Genomic DNA, 17,127 nt, shown 5'->3' with positions numbered 1-17,127 from the left:
CCCATGAGTCGGCCGCCCACGTTCATCCCGCCCTCCTGCGCCCGCGCCTACCCGCTCCGCACCGAGCGCGGGTCCTTCGCCGTGCTCGACGCGGCGCCCACCGACGGGGTGCCGCTCAAGGGCACCGCCCTCCTGCTGCCCGGGTACACCGGCAGCAAGGAGGACTTCATCGCGATGCTCCAGCCGCTGGCCGACGCGGGTTACCGTACGGTCGCCGTCGACGGCCGCGGGCAGTACGAGACCGAGGGACCCGCCGACGAACAGGCGTACGAGCAGGAAGAGTTGGCCCGTGATGTGCTCGCCCAGGCGCGGGCCCTCGGCACTCCGGTCCACCTGCTGGGGCACTCACTGGGCGGGCAGATCGCACGGGCCGCGGTACTCCTGGACGCCTCCCGCTTCGTCACGCTCACCCTCCTGTCGTCCGGCCCTGCCGAGGTCTGCCCCGCCCAGCAGGAGAAGATCCGGATGCTGGGCGACGCGCTCAAGGTGATGGACATGGGCCAGGTGTGGGCCGCCATGCGGGCCATGGACCCGCCGGAGGACGCCGACGACGCGCGTGGCGACCGTGAGGAACGCGAGGACCTCCGGCGCCGCTGGCTGCGCCACAACCCCGCCCAGCTCCTGGCCACCGGCCGCGCGCTGACCAGCGAACCGGACCGGGTCCGCGAACTGGCCGCCCTGCGTCCGGTGCTGCCGGTGCACGTGGTCTCCGGCGTGCGGGACGACACCTGGGCGGTAGCCCTGCTCGACGCGATGGCGGCCCGTCTGGGCGCCCGCCGCACCCTGGTCGAGGGGGCCGAGCACTCACCGAACACCGACCGCCCGGCCGAGACCGCCGCGGCCGTGGCGGCGTTCTGGGACGGGCACGGCGGTCAGAACCGCGCCTGAAGGTGCTGCCAGAAGCCGTCCCTGAGCGACCGCCGCAGCACCGCGTGCCCGCGCAGGGACCGGCTCAGCAGCCGCTCCGCCTCCATCAGGAGGTCCTGGTCGACCGGCCCCGGCAGGTAGGGGTGGCCGGGCAGCAGCTCGGCCATCGCCTCCCGCCCCCGCTCGGCCAGCCACGTCGCCGCGATCCGCGCGCCCACGAAGCGCACCTCGTCGCGGGACGGGGGCGGCTCGCCCTCGTTCTCGTACGTCGTCACGGACCGCCGGGTGAGGTAGGGCCGGCAGAACTCCAGGTCGAAGGTGCGCTGGCTGTCGACCTCCCAGAGCAGTGGCTCGGCCTGGTTGCGTCCCTCCGCAGCCTCGATGCCCCACAGGTGGACCCGGGCGCCGAACCCCTGCGCCGCCTCGACCGCCGAGACCAGGTCCTCGTCGCCGCCGACCAGCGCGGCGTCGCTGATGGCGCGGTGGCGGGCCAGCGACTCCAGGTCGGAGCGGATCAGTGAGTCGACGCCCTTCTGCTGGTTGTTGGCGTTGAGGTTGCCGAGGCGGACCTTGACGTCGGGCAGTTCCGCGATGGCCTGCTGCTCCGGGGTGTGGATACGGCGCCTGGCGCCGTCGTACCAGTACACCCGCAGCAGCCGGCTGTCGGCGAAGATGAGGCGGGCCTTGTCGATGAAGGCCTCGATCAGCCCCTCCGCGTCCAGGTCGAAGGAGCGCCGGTCCTCGGTGCCCGCCACCAGCAACCCGGCCGAAGCATAGACGTAACCCGCGTCGACGAAGATGGCGTGTGTCGAGGGGGTCTTCGCCACCTCGACCAGCATCCGCTGCAGGAGCTCATTGGTGCGCTCCAGGCGGGCGCCGAGCTCGCTCAGCCGGTCGGCCGGGGTGGTGTCCGTGTCGTTCATACCGCCCTCATCTGCTCCATCGACCCATTGTCTACCCATGAGTAGTTAGACAATCAAAAAATTTAGTTAGCGTAGGGAATGTTTGTAACGGGCACACCGTTGCACCCGTAGGTAACGCAGTTCTCCTCCAGGAGGATCAACTCACCCGACGAAGGGAGAAGCCCGTGCGCTTCGAAATCATGCGACTCGACGACGTCGACGGCGCGGCCGTGGACAGCACCGTCGTGGACGCCGCCTCCGTCAACCGGATCGTGCAGCAGGCCGCCTCGGTGGGCCAGCGCATCTACATCCGCCCGGCCGCCACCACGGCTTCGTAACGCCTGACGCCGCACACGCACCGCGCCCCCGCGCGGACTCCGGACGATCCGGAATCCGTACGGGGGCGCAGTGATGTCCGCCGGCCCCAGGGGGTGTCTCCCTGATCCTGTTCCGGCCGGATCAGGGAGACACCCCTAGGCGCCCTGGATGGTCTGGGTCACGCCGTTGATGATCTGCTGAACGGCGATGGCGGACAGCATCATGCCGGCGAGCCGGGTCACCAGCACCACACCGCCGTCCTTGATCACGCGGATGATCAGCAGCGAGTAGCGCATGGTGAGCCACAGCACCACGTGCATGGCGACGATGGCCGCCCACACCGAGATCTGCTGGCTGACGCCGTTGGCGTGCTGCACCGCCAGGATCACCGACACGATCGCGCCCGGCCCGGCCAGCAGCGGCATGCCCAGTGGTACCAGGGCGACGTTGACGTCCTTGGTCTGCTTGGGTTCGTCGGTCTTGCCGGTCAGCAGGTCCAGCGCGATCAGCAGCAGGAGCAGCCCGCCCGCGATCATCAGCGCGGGGACCGAGACATGCAGGTAGGCCAGGATCTGCTGGCCCAGGATGCCGAACACGGTGATCACGCCGAAGGCCACCGCGACCGCCTGCCACGCCATCCGGCGCTGCACCTTGGTGGCCCGGCCGGAGGTCAGGGCGAGGAAGATCGGAGTGATCCCGGGGGGATCCATGATGACGAACAGGGTGAGGAACAGGGAGCCGAAGACGGCAGCGTCGAACACAGTGGTGCCTTGCGGGGAGAGGGGTCGTACGGAGGGGTGCGCGGGGGATGGCCGGCGTCGCGGACGTTACGGGTGTTACGGGCGTTACGGGCGTCCGCCCGCGCCCGGCACCGGGAACGCGCCGGTGGCGCGCCGGGTGATCTCGCCGTAGATCTCCGGGTCGGTGGTGTACTCGCCGAGCCGGCAGGTCTTGCGGGTGCCGTGGTAGTCGCTGGAGCCGGTGGTCAGCAGCCCGAGCTCCCCGGCGAGCCCGCGCAGCCGGGCGCGCGTCGGCTCGTCGTGGTCCATGTGGTCGACCTCCATCCCGTCCAGACCGCACGCGGCGAGCTCGGCGATGGCGGCCTCGGGCACGGTGCGGCCGCGCTTGACGGCCAGCGGGTGCGCCAGGACGGTGACCCCGCCGGCCGCCTTGACGAGGCGGATCGCGGTGAACGGGTCGAGCTCGTGCTTCTGGGCGTACGCCCGTCCGCCGTCGGCCAGCCACTCGGGCGTGAAGGCGTCGGACACGGTGGGTACGACGCCGAGCTCGACGAGCGCCTCGGCGATGTGCGGGCGGCCTATCGAGCCGTCGCCGGCGATGGCCGCGACCCGCTCCCAGGTGACCGCCACGCCGAGCTCCTGGAGCCGGCCCACCATCGCCCGGGCGCGCGGCACCCGGTCGTCGCGCACCAGCTCGCGCTCGCGGGCCAGCTCGGGCTCGTCCGGGTCGAAGAGGTACGCCAGCATGTGCAGCCCGACACCGTCGACACGGCAGGAGAGCTCCGCGCCGGTGACCAGGGTGAGCTCCCGGTCGAGCCGCGCCAGGGCGGCGATCGCCTCGGCGTGGCCGCGGGTGGTGTCGTGGTCGGTCAGCGCGACGACGTCCAGACCGGCCGCGGCGGCGGCCAGGACGAGCTCGGCGGGGGTGTCCGTACCGTCGGAGGCCGTGGAGTGGGTGTGCAGGTCGATGCGCACGACGCGAACTCCGGGGCTCGGGGACGGAACGGGGGACGCTCAAGGATAACGGCGATCCGCCCGCCTCCACGACGCCGCGTCCGCGCCCGGCCGCCCACCGCGCCCACCCCCGCCCCGGCCGTGGCGTCAGGCCAGCAGCCGGGGGGTCAGGGCGCCGCACGGCAGCAGTTCCGCCTCGGCTCCCGCGTCGCGCAGGTCGGTCAGGATCAGTTCGTCGTACATCAGCAGGCCCGACTGCTCGGGCCAGACGATCGCCCACAGCCACAGCCCGCGCGCCTCGCCCGCGAAGACCGCGCGGTCCTCGGGGGCGCCGCCGACGTGCCAGAGCGGCGTGGGCCGCCCGCCCGCCAGGACCTTGGTCTGGGCGGGCTTGTCCAGGCAGAGGTGCGGGCCGGGGTCGGGGCCGTCCGTCCCCGCGTACCGGGCGCCCAGCCCGACGCCCAGCTCCTCCGCGACCAGCAGCAGCTCGCCCATGCCGCCGAGCGGGCCGGGGCCGGTACAGGCGACGGCGGTGGCACGGCCGCCGCTGCGCTCGTCGCCCGCGTGGGCGACACCGGTGAAGAGCCAGCCGATGGGCAGCGGCCAGGGCATCCAGACGGGCACCTGCGCGCGATTGACCACCACACCGAGCGCTTCGACGCTGGGCGGGAGCACGGGCTGCAGCGGATACACGGCCCCGTGCACATCGCACTGCCAGGAGTCGGAGAACAGGCCGGGCGCCCGGACCCGGCCTCCGCACTTCGGGCAACTGGGTTCGCCCCTCATAGGGTTCAACGGTCCTCCCCGGCCGTCGCCGCGTCAAGGACGATCACCCGTCCGGTGCGCCGACCCGGCGGAAAAAGTAGGTGGCAGATGCACCTGATGGCCCCGCCGACCGATCGCGTGTATGCAGCACCATCTCGGGCGAGGGGCCGGCATGCCGGGAGAGGACCGCACACCGACGGCGCGCGACCCGCTCGGCGAGGGTGCGGGAGGCGTCCTCCGCCGGCCCGGGGCCGTCCGGGCCACCGCGGGCGCGTCCGTCGCCGCCTTCATGTGATCGGCCTGGTCGGCCGACCCCGCCGTCCATCGCGCAGGGCCCGCACGCCACGCCAGCGAGGTCTCGCTCCTGTTCACCTCGTGCGTCCTGATCACCGCGCTGGCGATGCCGCTCTCCGGCTTCGTCCCCCAGCCGCGTCGGCGGCGCCGCACGCCGCTCGCCGGCCCGGCGCCGGTGGTCGTCCTCGCGGTGCTCTCCGCGGCCCGCCGGCCGGGGTGACCGGTCCGCGTCGGGTCACCCCGGCCGGCGGACCGGCACGGACCGACGGACCCGTGGGCGGACTAGGCGAGGGCCACGGACCCGCGCAGCGGATCGCGCAGGTCCGTTCCGGCCGCCAGCCACCGCTCCTGGAGGGCCTGGGCACCGTGCACCCGTTTCCAGGCCGCCTCGTTGTGCGTCATCGGCAGCAGCGGCAGGAAGCGCACCGGGTCCAGCGGCTCGTCCAGCTCCAGGTCCTCGACCAGTCCGCCCGGCTCCGCCACCAGCACCGAGCTGAACGGCGCGCCGGGCCACAGGGCCTCGCCCAGGTCCAGGGAGGCGCCCGGCGCCACCACCACACCCTCCACCTGGGGCGAGGCGGCCAGGACGGCGAGCGGGCGCAGCACCTTGTCGGTGTCGGCGGTGCCGCGCCGCACCGACAGCACCAGTTCCGCGCGCGGGCCCCTCACCGGATCGGCGAGGGTGGCCGTGGGGTCGGCCATCGGCTGGGCGGACATGCCGAGCGTGGCGTATCTCACCAGGTCGCCGTCGGTGAACCTCAGCACCTCGATGCGGTCGGTGCCCAGAAAGGTCACCGCGGCTCGCGCGTCCGGTTCGCCCAGCGCCGTGAGCAGCCTGGCCTCGACCAGAGCAAGAACTTCTCCCATGCAGGGAGCATAAAGCGCGTATGGAACGGGCAAAGAAAGGGATTGACCCTCAGTCGGCTGATAGTCTTGGCCGCTGGTCGGGACAGCACGCCGAGCGATGCTTTCCAGTCCCGACGACACGTCATCCCCCACGGGGGACCGGCCGGAGGAGGTGGTGCTGCGGTGGATCGAAGTCGACCGTGCAGTACCAACCGCTCTTCCGCCCACGGGCTTTCCCGGTGATCTGAGCCTCCTTCCCCCGGGTACATGGCTACGCGCACGACGGAAGAGCACAACGTTTTTGCCTGTCTGTAGCGAACGCCGTCACCGCGACCCCGCAGTGCCGCCCGCTTTGCGGACGTAAGCAACGCCACGTCCTCATTCCGGGCTGTGCCACGCCTCGCCGACGGCCTCTCCATAGGAGCCCGCCATGTCGATGATCCGTGACCTGCGCGCGACCATTCGCCCCTCCCTGCGCAAGAGCAGCGCCGCGTACAACACGTACAACTCCTACGACACGACCCGCGACCCGTCCTCGTCCACCGCGGTGGTCGACTGCGCCGTCTACCGGGAGGGCCGCCGGGTGAGGGACGTCTCCGCCCTCACCCCGCGTGAGGCGATGCGGCAGGTGCGCGAGGCCGGCGGCTTCGCCTGGATCGGGCTGCACGAGCCGACCGAGGCCGAATTCGCGGTCATCGCCGCGGAGTTCGGGCTGCACCCACTGGCCGTGGAGGACGCGGTGCACGCGCACCAGCGGCCCAAGCTGGAGCGGTACGACGACACCCTCTTCACCGTCTTCAAGACGATCCACTACGTCGAGCACACCGAACTCACCGCCACCAGCGAGGTGGTCGAGACCGGCGAGGTGATGTGCTTCACCGGCCGGGACTTCGTCATCACCGTGCGGCACGGCGGGCAGGGCTCCCTGCGCAACCTGCGCCATCGCATGGAGGGTGAGCCGGAGCTGCTGGAGAAGGGCCCCTCGGCGGTGCTGCACGCCATCGCCGACCATGTGGTGGACGGTTACATCGCGGTCGCCGACGCGGTGCAGATCGACATCGACCAGATCGAGATCGACGTCTTCTCGCCCCCCGCCAAGGGGAGCACCCGCGGCACCGACACCGGGCGGATCTACCAGCTCAAGCGGGAGGTGCTGGAGTTCAAGCGCGCCGTGTCGCCGCTGCTGCGGCCGATGCAGTTGCTCAGCGAGCGGCCGATGCGGCTGGTGGACCCCGACATCCAGAAGTACTTCCGGGACGTCGCCGACCACCTCGCCCGGGTGCAGGAGCAGGTCATCGGTTTCGACGAGCTGCTGAACTCCATCCTCCAGGCCAACCTGGCGCAGGCGACCGTCGCGCAGAACGAGGACATGCGCAAGATCACCTCCTGGGCGGCGATCATCGCCGTACCGACGGCGGTGTGCGGGGTGTACGGCATGAACTTCGACCACATGCCCGAGCTGCGGTGGAAGTTCGGCTACCCGATGGTTCTGGTGGGGATCTCGGTGATCTGCTTCGCCATCCACCGCTCGCTCAAGCGCAACGGATGGCTCTAGGTCGGGCCCGCGGCCGCTGGCTAAGCTGCGGCACATGACTGACGACACCCTGCTCGGCCACGCCCTCGTCGAGGAGGCCACCAAGAAGTCCGGCCTCGTCTGGGTACGGGGCGACGGCGCCGCCCGGGCGCTGTGGCACGTCTGGCACGAGGGCGCGGCCCATGTCGTCGGTGACGGGCCGGGCGAGCAGCCGCTGCCGGCCGGGCTGGTCGAGGGGGCCACGGCCGAGGTGACCGTGCGCAGCAAGGACAAGGGCGGCCGGGTGGTCGCCTGGACGGCCGCGGTCAGCGAGCTGGTGCCGGGTTCCGAGGCGTGGGAGTCGGCGGTCGGCGAGCTGAAGGGCAAGCGGCTGAACGCCCCGGACGCCGAGACGATGACGGAGCGCTGGGCCCGCGAGTGCCGGGTGCTGCGGCTGACCCCGCGCGGATCGACCACCGACCATCCGCACGGCTCCTTGGCCGCGACCCCGCTGCCGACGCCCGCGACGACCCGCCACGCGATCCCGGCGGGCCTGCCGCGCCTGCTCCTGAAGCGCAAGAAGCGCTGACCGCCCGCGCCGCACGCTCCCCGCGCCGCCCCCGCGCCGGCGGGGCGGTCCGGCAGCCCGTTCGCGGGCAGGGGCGGGCGCGGGCGGCGCGGGCGACCGTTCCCGGCGGCCCGGCGGGCCGTTCCCGGGCCTGGCGGGCCGGGAACGGCGGTGACCGGGTCAGTCGCTGGTGCGGGGAAGCTGGCGGCCGTAGTCGACGGTGTCATCGGCCGCCGGCGCGGTCAGCGGGAAGTCCACGTTCCAGTCCGTCAGCACCACCACACCCGCGCCGCCGCCCCGGGCGAACTGGAGCGGGTACGGCCTGCCCTCCAGCGAGACGTCCAGGGTTCCGCCCTCGCCCCGGCCACCGCCCTTCACCTTGATCGTGCGGGTGCCGCCGATCCGGTCGCGGTCCCCCTTGACGACCTCGCCGTGCAGCTCCAGCAGGCCGTCGAGCAGCACGTTCATCTCGGTGAAGCCGCGCAGTTGCTTGTACGACGGGTCGTCCCTGGGCACCTTGACGTACTTGTCGTCCAGCTTGTCCGCCGCCTGCGAGTCGGACTCGCCCGGCGCCGCCGTACCGCCCTCGCCCTCGTCCCGTTCGGCGTGGCTCCAGAAGGCCGCGTCCGCCTTCAGGTACAGCGCGTCCCCGACCCGCAGCAGCTCGAAGGTGGTGTTGCGGGACACCACCGAGCCGGTGGCGCCGGTCTGCTTCAGCCGCATGTCCAGCTTGTACGTGCCGCCCTTGCTGACCAGCGTCCCGGCCAGCCGCACCGCCCGCGCCGCGTCCGCCGACGTGCGCGCCTTGGACTCGATCTCGGTGGCGGACAGCTTGCCGACGCCGTTGGTGCCCGCGTCCGGGTCCTCCTTCGCGTCGCCGCAGGCGGTGAGCACCGCGGTGAGCCCGGCGCAGAACGCGACGGGGAGGGCGGCCCGGCGGGCGCGCGAGGCCGGGGGGAGAGCGGTCACCTGCACACTGCCTCTCGTCTACCTGTGGGGTGCTGTGGGTGGCAGACCGCAGCGTACCCGTGCCGTCCAGGCTGATCGGAAGAGAGCCTTCCGGAGGCTCCGCCGGGGCATCCGGCAACAGGACGGGCTAGCCTGATCAGGAACGGACTGTTCCTGATCACACGAGGAGGCGCGCGGCATGGCGGCAGGCGCCCCCCGGATCTTCGTCTCGCACCTGGCCGGCGTCCCCGTCTTCGACCCGAGCGGCGACCAGGTGGGGCGGGTGCGCGACCTGGTCGCGATGCTGAGGGTCGGCCGCCGCCCTCCCCGGCTGCTGGGCCTGGTCGTGGAGGTGATCGGCCGGCGCCGGATCTTCCTGCCCATGACCCGTGTCACCGGGATCGAGTCGGGCCAGGTCATCACCACCGGCGTGGTCAATGTGCGGCGCTTCGAGCAGCGCCCCACCGAACGGCTGGTCCTGGGCGAGCTGCTCGACCGGCGGGTCCGGCTGGTCGAGGGGGACGAGGAGGTGACCGTCCTGGACGTCGCCGTACACCAGCTGCCGGCCCGCCGCGACTGGGAGATCGACCGGGTCTTCGTACGCCGGGGCGGCGGCGGTGCGCTGCGCCGCAAGGGCGAGACGCTGACCGTGGACTGGTCGGCGGTCACCGGCTTCTCGCTGGAGGAGGAGGGGCAGGGCGCCGAGAGCCTGGTCGCCACCTTCGAGCGGATGCGGCCGGCCGACCTCGCCAACGTGCTGCACCACCTGTCCCCGAAGCGGCGCTCGGAAGTGGCCGCCGCCCTGGACGACGACCGGCTGGCCGACGTGCTGGAGGAGCTGCCGGAGGACGACCAGGTCGAGATCCTCGGCAAGCTGAAGGAGGAGCGGGCCGCCGACGTCCTGGAGGCGATGGACCCGGACGACGCCGCCGACCTGCTGTCCGAGCTGCCCGAGGAGGACAAGGAGCGGCTCCTGACGCTGATGCGGCCGGACGACGCCGCCGATGTGCGGCGCCTGATGTCGTACGAGGAGCGGACCGCGGGCGGTCTGATGACCACCGAACCGATCGTGCTGCGCCCGGACGCGACGGTCGCCGACGCGCTCGCCCGGGTGCGCCAACGGGACCTGTCCCCCGCGCTGGCCGCGCAGGTGTACGTGTGCCGGCCGCCGGACGAGACACCGACCGGCAAGTTCCTGGGCACCGTGCACTTCCAGCGGCTGCTGCGCGATCCGCCGTTCACGCTGGTCTCGGCGATCGTGGACAGCGACCTGGAGCCGCTCTCCCCCGGCACCCCGCTGCCCGACGTGACCAGTCACCTCGCCGCGTACAACCTGGTCGCCGCCCCGGTGGTGGACGAGAGCGGATCGCTGCTGGGCGCGGTCACCGTGGACGACGTACTGGACCACCTGCTGCCCGAGGACTGGCGCGAGACGGAGTTCGACCCGGAGGGGCAGGGGGCCGGGCATGGGTCCTGACCGCACACCGGAGTGGCCGCCGCCCTCCCGCATCCGGCTGGACCAGCCGCGGGTGCGGCGGCCGAGGCTGCTGCCGGAGTACGACCCCGACGCGTTCGGGCGGCTGTCGGAGCGGATCGCCCGCTTCCTGGGCACCGGGCGCTTCCTGGTGTGGATGACGTTCGTCATCATCACCTGGGTGGTGTGGAACGTCTCGGCCCCCGCCGCGCTGCGGTTCGACGAGTACCCCTTCATCTTCCTGACCCTGATGCTCTCGCTCCAGGCCTCCTACGCCGCCCCGCTGATCCTGCTCGCGCAGAACCGGCAGGCCGACCGCGACCGGGTCACCCATGAGCAGGACCGCAAGCAGAACGAGCGGTCCATCGCCGACACCGAGTACCTGACGCGGGAGATCGCCGCCCTGCGCATCGGCCTGGGCGAGGTCGCCACCCGTGACTGGATCCGCTCCGAACTGGAGGACGTGATCAAGGAGCTGGACGAGCGGCGGCAGGTATTCCCGCGCGGGGCGGCGCACCGGAGTGACGAAGCCGACCGCTGAGACGCTTTCCGGGGTCGGGGTACCGAGCCGTACCATCTCCGTATGGTTACGGAAGACGCGGTGCGCGAAGCACTGGCGACGGTGAACGACCCCGAGATCCACCGGCCGATCACTGAGCTCGGCATGGTCAAATCAGTCGAGATCGGTGCGGACGGGGCGGTCGCCGTCACCGTCTACCTCACGGTTTCCGGCTGCCCGATGCGCGAGACGATCACGGCCAACGTGCGTGAGGCGGTCTCCGGTGTCGCAGGTGTCACCCGCGTCGACGTGTCGCTGGACGTGATGAGCGACGAGCAGCGCAAGGAGCTCGCCGCCGCGCTGCGCGGCACCACCGCCGAGCGGGAGGTGCCGTTCGCCAAGCCCGGTTCGCTGACCCGGGTGTACGCGGTGGCCTCCGGCAAGGGCGGCGTGGGCAAGTCCTCCGTGACCGTGAACCTGGCGGCGGCGATGGCCGCCGACGGGCTGAAGGTGGGCGTCGTGGACGCCGACATCTACGGGCACAGCGTGCCGCGCATGCTGGGCGCGGACGGCCGCCCTACCCAGGTCGAGAACATGATCATGCCGCCTTCGGCGCACGGCGTGAAGGTCATCTCCATCGGCATGTTCACGCCGGGCAACGCGCCGGTGGTGTGGCGCGGCCCGATGCTGCACCGCGCGCTCCAGCAGTTCCTCGCCGATGTGTACTGGGGCGATCTGGACGTGCTGCTGCTCGACCTGCCGCCGGGCACCGGTGACATCGCGATCTCGGTGGCGCAGTTGGTGCCGAACGCCGAGATCCTGGTCGTCACCACGCCGCAGCAGGCGGCGGCCGAGGTCGCCGAGCGGGCCGGTTCCATCGCCGTGCAGACGCACCAGAAGATCGTGGGCGTCGTGGAGAACATGTCCGGCCTGCCCTGTCCGCACTGCGACGAGATGGTCGACGTCTTCGGTTCGGGCGGCGGCCAGAAGGTCGCGGACGGACTGACCAGGACGACCGGCGCCACCGTGCCGGTGCTGGGCCAGATCCCCATCGACGTACGGCTGCGCGAGGGCGGCGACGAGGGCAGGCCGGTCGTGCTGACCGACCCCGGGTCCCCGGCGGGTGCGGCGCTGCGCGCCATCGCGGGCAAGCTGGGCGGGCGGCAGCGCGGCCTGTCCGGCATGTCGCTGGGGATCACCCCGCGCAACAAGTTCTGATTCCCCGCGCGCGTACGACGAGGGCGGCCCCGGTCAACCGGGGCCGCCCTCGTCGCGCGGTGCGTACGCCGTCGCCCCGCGCCGCCGTCACGCGTACGTCGTGATGTCCCCGATCACCGCGAAGCCCAGGCCGTAGGCGCTCATCCCGCGCCCGTACGCGCCCAGGTGCACCCCGGTGGGCGTGGTGCCGGCCAGCACCCAGCCGAACTCGGACTCCCGGTAGTGGAACGGCATGGGCACACCGTCGACCGGCAGGGACAGCGACGACCAGGCCGGCCCGTCCAGGTCGTCGGCCAGCGCGAAGGCGGTCTCGGTCTGCTGGTCCAGCCAGTCGTCGCGCAGCGCGTGGTCGAGCTGCGGCGGCCAGGTGTGGGCCAGCAGGCCGGAGCCGGCCAACCAGGCGGCGGACGAGACCGTGGTGGCGTCCAGGACGCCCGTACCGTCACCGGTGCGGCGCACCGGGCTGGCGGCGACCGTGACCACCACCGCGAACCGCTCCTTGCGCTCCCGCTCGGCTCCGGGCGTCTCGGGCCGCTCCGGCCCTATGGCCGGCTCGTCGCCGTGGCCGGTGGAACCGTGCTGGACCGTGCCGTCGGCCGAGACGCCGACCTGCATCAGCCAGCGCCGTCCACCGAACGCCTCGTCCAGTCCGTACCAGGGGAACGGGGCGCGCAGATAGCCCTCGACCGTACGGCGTGCCGCTGGCACCCCCTCGGACGTGGCTGTGGTGCGGGGCGCCCCCTGCGTCCCCACCCGACTCGTCGTCTCCATCTGCCCGGCCGCCTCCTCGATCCCTGGAGTCCGGCGCGGTCCGCCCCTGCGGGCGTCCTCGCAACCGGACAGATGGAGAGGATAGCCACCCGGGCCCGGCTCTTCGGGAAGGCCGTCGCTCAGGTGGCGTCGGCGTCGAACGGCGGGCGCTCGCCCGGGTCGGGCCGCTCGGGCTTCTTCAGCAGGTCCGGGGTGCCCGCCGAACCGGCCGTCCCACCGCCGACGGCGGCCGGGACGGACGCGTCGGACGCCCGGTCGTTGACGGCGTCCGCGACCTCGTGGATCTCCTTCTTGAGATCGAAGCTGGTGCGCAGTTCCCTCAGGTCCTCGTTCTCCGAGAGCTGCTTGCGGATGAACGTCTTGGGGTTCAGGTCCTCGAAGTCGAAGTCCTTGAACTCGGGGCCCAGCTCGCTGCGGATGTCGTGCTTCGCGCTCTCCGAGAAGTCCCGGATCTTGCGGATGAAGCCGGCGGCGTCCTGGATGACCTTCGGCAGCTTGTCGGGACCGAAGATGAGCACGGCGAGGATGACGAGCGTCACCAGCTCGAGTGCGCCTATGTCATTGAACACCTTGCCGCTCCTTCACAGGGTCCGGTTCCGTTCCAGGGCCCGGGGCCCGCTCCACGGTACCCGTCCGAGCTGTCGGGACGGTACCTCGCGGTGAACCTCCGGGTGGGCCCCCGGCCGTTCGGCGGCGCCGTTCAGCCACGCGCGGAGGAGCCGAGGGTCAGGGTCCTGGTCTGCTCCCTGCCGCCGCGCTCCAGGGTCAGCCGCAGCCGGTCGCCGGGGCGGTGGGCGCGGATCTTGACGATCAACTCCTCGCCACTGTGCACCCGCTGCCCGTCGACCTTGACGATGACGTCACCGGGCCGGACACCGGCCTTGGCCGCCGGACCGCCGGGGATGACCGAGGCGCTGCCGTCCTGGGCCTTGTCGCCGACCTTCGCCCCGTCGCCGGGGTACTTCATGTCGAGGCTGACCCCGATGACGGGGTGGGTCGCCCGGCCGGTGTTGATGAGCTCCTCGGCGACCCGCTTGCCCTGGTTGATGGGGATCGCGAAACCGAGCCCTATGGAGCCCGCCTGGCCGCCCTCCGGCCCGGTGCCGCCGCCGGCGGCGCGGATGGCGCTGTTGATGCCGATGGCGCGTGCCCTGGAGTCGACCAGCGGGCCGCCCGAGTTGCCGGGGTTTATCGGTGCGTCGGTCTGCAGGGCGTCGACATAGCTGATGTCGCTGCCGTCCTCCTTGTCGCCCCCGGCCGTGATGGGCCGCTCCTTGGCGCTGATGATCCCGGAGGTGACGGTGTTCTGGAGGTCGAAGGGCGCCCCGATGGCCACGACGGGGTCCCCGACACGGACGTTGTCGGAGTTGCCCAGCGGCAGCGGCCTCAGGTTGGACACGCCACTCACCCGGACGACCGCGAGGTCGTAGCCGCTGTCCTTGCCGACGAGCTCGGCGCGGGCCGTCTCGCCGCCGCTGAAGGTGACGGTGATGGCCCCGGAGCTGCCCGCCGGGTCGACCACATGGTGGTTGGTGAGGATGTGCCCGCGCCGGTCGAGGACGAAGCCGGTGCCGGTGCCCTGCTCGCCACCGCCGCTGACATGGATGGTCACCACGCTGGGCAGCGCGCTGGCGGCGATCCCGGCGACGCTGTCGGGGGCGCGGGCGGTGTCCTCCCGGCCGGCCTGCGGCAGCTCGACGGTGGTCAGACCCCCGTTGCGCTCGATGTAGGCGCCGACGCCGCCGCCCAGTACCCCGGTGAGCAGCGCGAACACCAGTGCCCCGACGAGCCCCAGCCCGCGCCGTCGCCGCCTCGCGACGGTACGGCCCGCGTCGAGGGGCTCCCCGGGGTGGCTCAGCGGCTGCTGGACGCCCGGGCCGCGCCACGGGTCGTACTGGAGCCACTGGGAAGCCGGCGCGGCCGCCGGGAGCCGCGGCGCTGGTGGCGGCGGGACCGGACCGGTGGGCGAGCCGTGGGCGGGCGCGGGAGGGGACTGCTCGGCCGCCGGCGCCGGGGCGCTGACGCGCGGTGGGGCGGCGGGCGCGGGCACGGGCACGGGCGGGCGGGCGGTGCCGTACCCCTCGGCCGGGGCGGTGCCGTACCCGCCGGCCGGTACCCCCGGGGCCGCGGTGCCGTGCGGCGGGGTGGCAAGGGCCGGCGGAGCGGCCGGGGCGGTGGTGCCGTACCCGTCGGCCGGGGCGGTGGTGCCGTGCGGCGGGGTGGCGGCCTGGGGCACCGGTCGCTGCACGGGTGGGGCGGGGGCCCAGGGCCCGGGCTCACCGTACGGCGGGGTGCTGTACTCGTCGGGCTCGTGCAACGGCCGCCGGGGCGCGGGGGCGGTGCCCGGCGGCTCGGCGGGCGCCTGGGGAGCGGCGGGCCCGCGGGCCGGGCCGGGGTCCGGGGCCGGGGCCTCCGGTGCCGCGTCCGGGCGCGTGGGCCGGCTCCACCACTTGGGCTTCGGGCCGGTGGGCTTCCCGTCGTTCATGCTCTCCCCGCAACTCGCCGGTCCGCGCCCCCGCGGGGCGCCCCTGCCCGAGGATTCAACCAGGTCCGGCGACCCGGCGCAGGGGGCCTCGTCAGCGCCGGGCGCTGAGCGGCAGGGTGCTCGCGGTCGGGACGGCCAGGTGCGTCGGCGACAGCCCGCCGACCGGGGCGGGCCCCGAGGCGGTGGCGAAGCGCAGGGCCGGTCCCGTGGGGCGTATCAGCGGTGTGTGCGCCGCGCCGCCGAGCCCGCCGGGCGTGCCCACGGCGTACGGGGCGGTCGCGCCGTGGTGGGCGCCGCGGGCGTTCAGCGCGCCGAGCGCGCTCAGCGGCGACGCGGGCAGGAAGGGGTGGGCGGCCGACTGCCGCAGGTGGACCGGCATGCCGGAGAGCGGCGCGGCGGCCGGTCTCTCGCCGGAGCGGACCGGACCGCCGCCCGAGCCGCGGCGGCGGCTGCCGTCCGTGGCGGACGGTGCCTGGCCGGGGGCGCGCAGCGGGGTGACGTTGCTGCCGCTGCCCTCGCCCCGGGCGTCGACCGTGGCGACCGTCGGCAGGGCACCGCCCAGCGCGATGGCGGCGAACGAGACCGCGCTGGCGGCGGCGAACGCGAACCGCCGCCCGCGCCATGCCGAGCGCTCGGCTCCCTGCCGCGTCACCTCGTGGATCCGGAAGCCCGCGCCCCGGCCGCCGGGCAGCACCGGGCCGCCGGCACCGGCGGGCGGCACCGGCCCGTACGCACCGGACGTCACCGCGAACACGCCGCCGGCCGGCCGCTGCGGTCCGGACCGCCCGGGGCCGAACCGCCCGGCTCCGGGGCCACCGGGGCCGAAGGGGCCTGCCCGGTCGTCGTCGGCTCCCGTCGCCGCGCCCCCGGGCAGCCCCTGGAGACGGGCGAGGAACCCCTCGGACGGCGGAGGCGGAGCGGCCTGGGCGAAGACGTTCTTCAGCCGCCGCTGGGCGTCGGCCTCGGCCTTGCACTTGGCGCAGGTCGCCAGGTGGGCGAGGACCCGCTCACGGGCGTCATGGCCGAGCTCGCCGTCCACCAGGGCAGCGAGACGGTCCCCCAGGTGCTGTTCCGCGGGGGTCGGACCTGTGCCAGTCACGCGGGCCCGCCCTCCCCGCCCACGGCCACGAACACGCGCTGCTCGGCCCGGGCCTCGGGCGATCGGTGCTTGAGGGCCTTGCGCAGGTGGGAGCGGCCCCGGTGGATACGGCTGCGGACGGTGCCCAGCTTGACGCCGAGGGTCGCGGCGATCTCCTCGTACGAGAGCCCTTCGATGTCGCACAGCACCACCGCCGCCCGGAACTCGGGCGCGAGGGTGTCCAGCGCCTGCTGGACGTCGGCGTCGAAGTGGGTGTCGTGGAAGGCCTGCTGCGGGGAGGGCTCGCGGCTGGGCAGCCGCTCCGCCGCGTCGTCGCCGAGCGCGTCGAACCGGATGCGCTGCTTGCGGCGGACCATGTCCAGGAAGAGGTTGGTGGTGATGCGGTGGAGCCAGCCCTCGAACGTCCCGGGCGTGTAGGTCGACAGGGAGCGGAAGACGCGGACGAAGACCTCCTGGGTGAGGTCCTCGGCGTCGTGCTGGTTGCCGGTCAGGCGGTACGCGAGGCGGTAGACCCGGCCACTGTGCGTGCTGACGATCTCCTCCCAGCTGGGCGGAGTCCACGCCTGCGAATCCGCATCCGGGGCGAAGGTCGCGGTGGTGGGTGCGAAGTCGGCGGCGCGAGAACTGTCAGCGGTGTCGGTCACGGATTTCGGCTCACCCGCCGACCTGAGAAGGCGCCGCAGCACTCCTCCCCGATCCACAGGCGCAGCCGCACCTCCCCTGTTGGCTCTGGTGGTGTCCAGTGGAGCCCCTACCATAGCCACCTCGCCCGTTAGCTCCGGATAAGAATCTTTACGCGAATTTGGGACCGGCTTCCGGTCTTGATCCATGTACTCCCCCTGCCCCTTCATAACGCCCGGTCCCAT

At 73.1% G+C, this 17,127-nt stretch carries 18 protein-coding genes; 7 read left to right on the top strand and 11 right to left on the bottom strand.

Annotated features, from left to right (window positions below; all coding sequences use genetic code 11):
* Positions 1–3: 3 nt before the first annotated feature.
* On the top strand, positions 4–888 hold the full coding sequence (locus tag AB0H53_RS00995; RefSeq protein WP_362105130.1) for an alpha/beta hydrolase: 885 nt from the start codon (positions 4–6) through the stop codon (positions 886–888).
* Here the strand turns inward: AB0H53_RS00995 and AB0H53_RS00990 are convergent.
* A complete protein-coding gene (locus tag AB0H53_RS00990) occupies positions 873–1,790 on the bottom strand; it encodes an NYN domain-containing protein (protein ID WP_362105127.1) in 918 nt (305 codons plus the stop codon). The two genes, AB0H53_RS00995 and AB0H53_RS00990, sit on opposite strands and share 16 nt — an antisense overlap.
* Positions 1,791–1,954: 164 nt before the next feature.
* Between AB0H53_RS00990 and AB0H53_RS00985 the strand changes: the two genes are divergently transcribed.
* The gene (locus tag AB0H53_RS00985) at positions 1,955–2,107 is read left to right on the top strand and encodes a hypothetical protein (RefSeq protein WP_362105124.1); all 153 of its coding nucleotides are present in this window, start codon (positions 1,955–1,957) and stop codon (positions 2,105–2,107) included.
* Between the two features lie 135 nt (positions 2,108–2,242).
* Here the strand turns inward: AB0H53_RS00985 and AB0H53_RS00980 are convergent, their stop codons facing one another.
* The 4 genes from AB0H53_RS00980 to AB0H53_RS00965 all read right to left on the bottom strand — a co-directional run bounded on the left by AB0H53_RS00980 (position 2,243) and on the right by AB0H53_RS00965 (position 5,707).
* Complete coding sequence (locus AB0H53_RS00980; protein WP_362105121.1) at positions 2,243–2,848, bottom strand: MarC family protein; 606 nt, start codon at positions 2,846–2,848, stop codon at positions 2,243–2,245.
* A gap of 84 nt (positions 2,849–2,932) precedes the next feature.
* On the bottom strand, positions 2,933–3,802 hold the full coding sequence (locus AB0H53_RS00975) for a PHP domain-containing protein (protein WP_362105119.1): 870 nt from the start codon (positions 3,800–3,802) through the stop codon (positions 2,933–2,935).
* A gap of 126 nt (positions 3,803–3,928) precedes the next feature.
* Positions 3,929–4,567, bottom strand: coding sequence for a DUF6758 family protein (locus tag AB0H53_RS00970; protein WP_362105116.1), 639 nt, complete (start codon positions 4,565–4,567; stop codon positions 3,929–3,931).
* A gap of 555 nt (positions 4,568–5,122) precedes the next feature.
* Positions 5,123–5,707, bottom strand: a complete 585-nt coding sequence (locus AB0H53_RS00965; protein WP_362105113.1) for a suppressor of fused domain protein — start codon at positions 5,705–5,707, stop codon at positions 5,123–5,125.
* Between the two features lie 409 nt (positions 5,708–6,116).
* Here AB0H53_RS00965 and AB0H53_RS00960 point away from each other — a divergent pair, with 409 nt between their 5' ends.
* Positions 6,117–7,241: a magnesium and cobalt transport protein CorA gene (locus AB0H53_RS00960; protein ID WP_362105110.1), complete on the top strand. Its 1,125-nt coding sequence runs from the start codon at positions 6,117–6,119 to the stop codon at positions 7,239–7,241.
* Between the two features lie 34 nt (positions 7,242–7,275).
* Positions 7,276–7,788: a hypothetical protein gene (locus AB0H53_RS00955; RefSeq protein WP_362105108.1), complete on the top strand. Its 513-nt coding sequence runs from the start codon at positions 7,276–7,278 to the stop codon at positions 7,786–7,788.
* A 159-nt stretch (positions 7,789–7,947) separates the two neighbouring features.
* Here the strand turns inward: AB0H53_RS00955 and AB0H53_RS00950 are convergent, their stop codons facing one another.
* Positions 7,948–8,736, bottom strand: coding sequence for a hypothetical protein (locus AB0H53_RS00950; RefSeq protein ID WP_362105106.1), 789 nt, complete (start codon positions 8,734–8,736; stop codon positions 7,948–7,950).
* Between the two features lie 178 nt (positions 8,737–8,914).
* On the opposite strand from AB0H53_RS00950, the gene AB0H53_RS00945 reads away from it, so the two are divergent.
* From AB0H53_RS00945 to AB0H53_RS00935, 3 genes are read left to right on the top strand one after another with little or no spacing between them, the layout of a single operon-like run.
* Positions 8,915–10,192, top strand: a complete 1,278-nt coding sequence (locus tag AB0H53_RS00945; RefSeq protein ID WP_362105103.1) for a CBS domain-containing protein — start codon at positions 8,915–8,917, stop codon at positions 10,190–10,192.
* Positions 10,182–10,730 carry a DUF1003 domain-containing protein gene (locus AB0H53_RS00940; protein WP_362105100.1) on the top strand — a complete coding sequence of 183 codons (549 nt, stop codon included), beginning with the start codon at positions 10,182–10,184 and terminating at the stop codon, positions 10,728–10,730. Before AB0H53_RS00945 ends, AB0H53_RS00940 begins: the two co-directional genes overlap by 11 nt.
* Before the next feature lie 42 nt (positions 10,731–10,772).
* Positions 10,773–11,906: an Mrp/NBP35 family ATP-binding protein gene (locus AB0H53_RS00935; protein ID WP_362105097.1), complete on the top strand. Its 1,134-nt coding sequence runs from the start codon at positions 10,773–10,775 to the stop codon at positions 11,904–11,906.
* An 87-nt stretch (positions 11,907–11,993) separates the two neighbouring features.
* Here the strand turns inward: AB0H53_RS00935 and AB0H53_RS00930 are convergent, their stop codons facing one another.
* The 5 genes from AB0H53_RS00930 to sigE form a co-directional block, all read right to left on the bottom strand.
* A complete protein-coding gene (locus tag AB0H53_RS00930; protein WP_362105094.1) occupies positions 11,994–12,677 on the bottom strand; it encodes a hypothetical protein in 684 nt (227 codons plus the stop codon).
* Between the two features lie 119 nt (positions 12,678–12,796).
* Positions 12,797–13,246: a sec-independent translocase gene (locus tag AB0H53_RS00925; protein ID WP_362105091.1), complete on the bottom strand. Its 450-nt coding sequence runs from the start codon at positions 13,244–13,246 to the stop codon at positions 12,797–12,799.
* A 131-nt stretch (positions 13,247–13,377) separates the two neighbouring features.
* Positions 13,378–15,162: a trypsin-like peptidase domain-containing protein gene (locus tag AB0H53_RS00920; RefSeq protein ID WP_362105088.1), complete on the bottom strand. Its 1,785-nt coding sequence runs from the start codon at positions 15,160–15,162 to the stop codon at positions 13,378–13,380.
* Positions 15,163–15,253: 91 nt separating this feature from the next.
* Positions 15,254–16,261 carry an anti-sigma factor gene (locus AB0H53_RS00915; RefSeq protein WP_362105085.1) on the bottom strand — a complete coding sequence of 336 codons (1,008 nt, stop codon included), beginning with the start codon at positions 16,259–16,261 and terminating at the stop codon, positions 15,254–15,256.
* Entirely contained in the window at positions 16,258–17,019 is a 762-nt protein-coding gene (gene sigE, locus AB0H53_RS00910) for an RNA polymerase sigma factor SigE (RefSeq protein ID WP_362105082.1), read from the bottom strand. The genes AB0H53_RS00915 and sigE overlap by 4 nt, the downstream gene beginning before the upstream one ends.
* Positions 17,020–17,127 lie beyond the last annotated feature (108 nt).

This window comes from Streptomyces sp. NPDC050856 (assembly GCF_040653855.1).
Lineage (GTDB): Bacteria > Actinomycetota > Actinomycetes > Streptomycetales > Streptomycetaceae > Streptomyces.
Note: the sequence above shows the minus strand (reverse complement) of the source record. Positions and strands in the feature narration are given on the sequence as shown.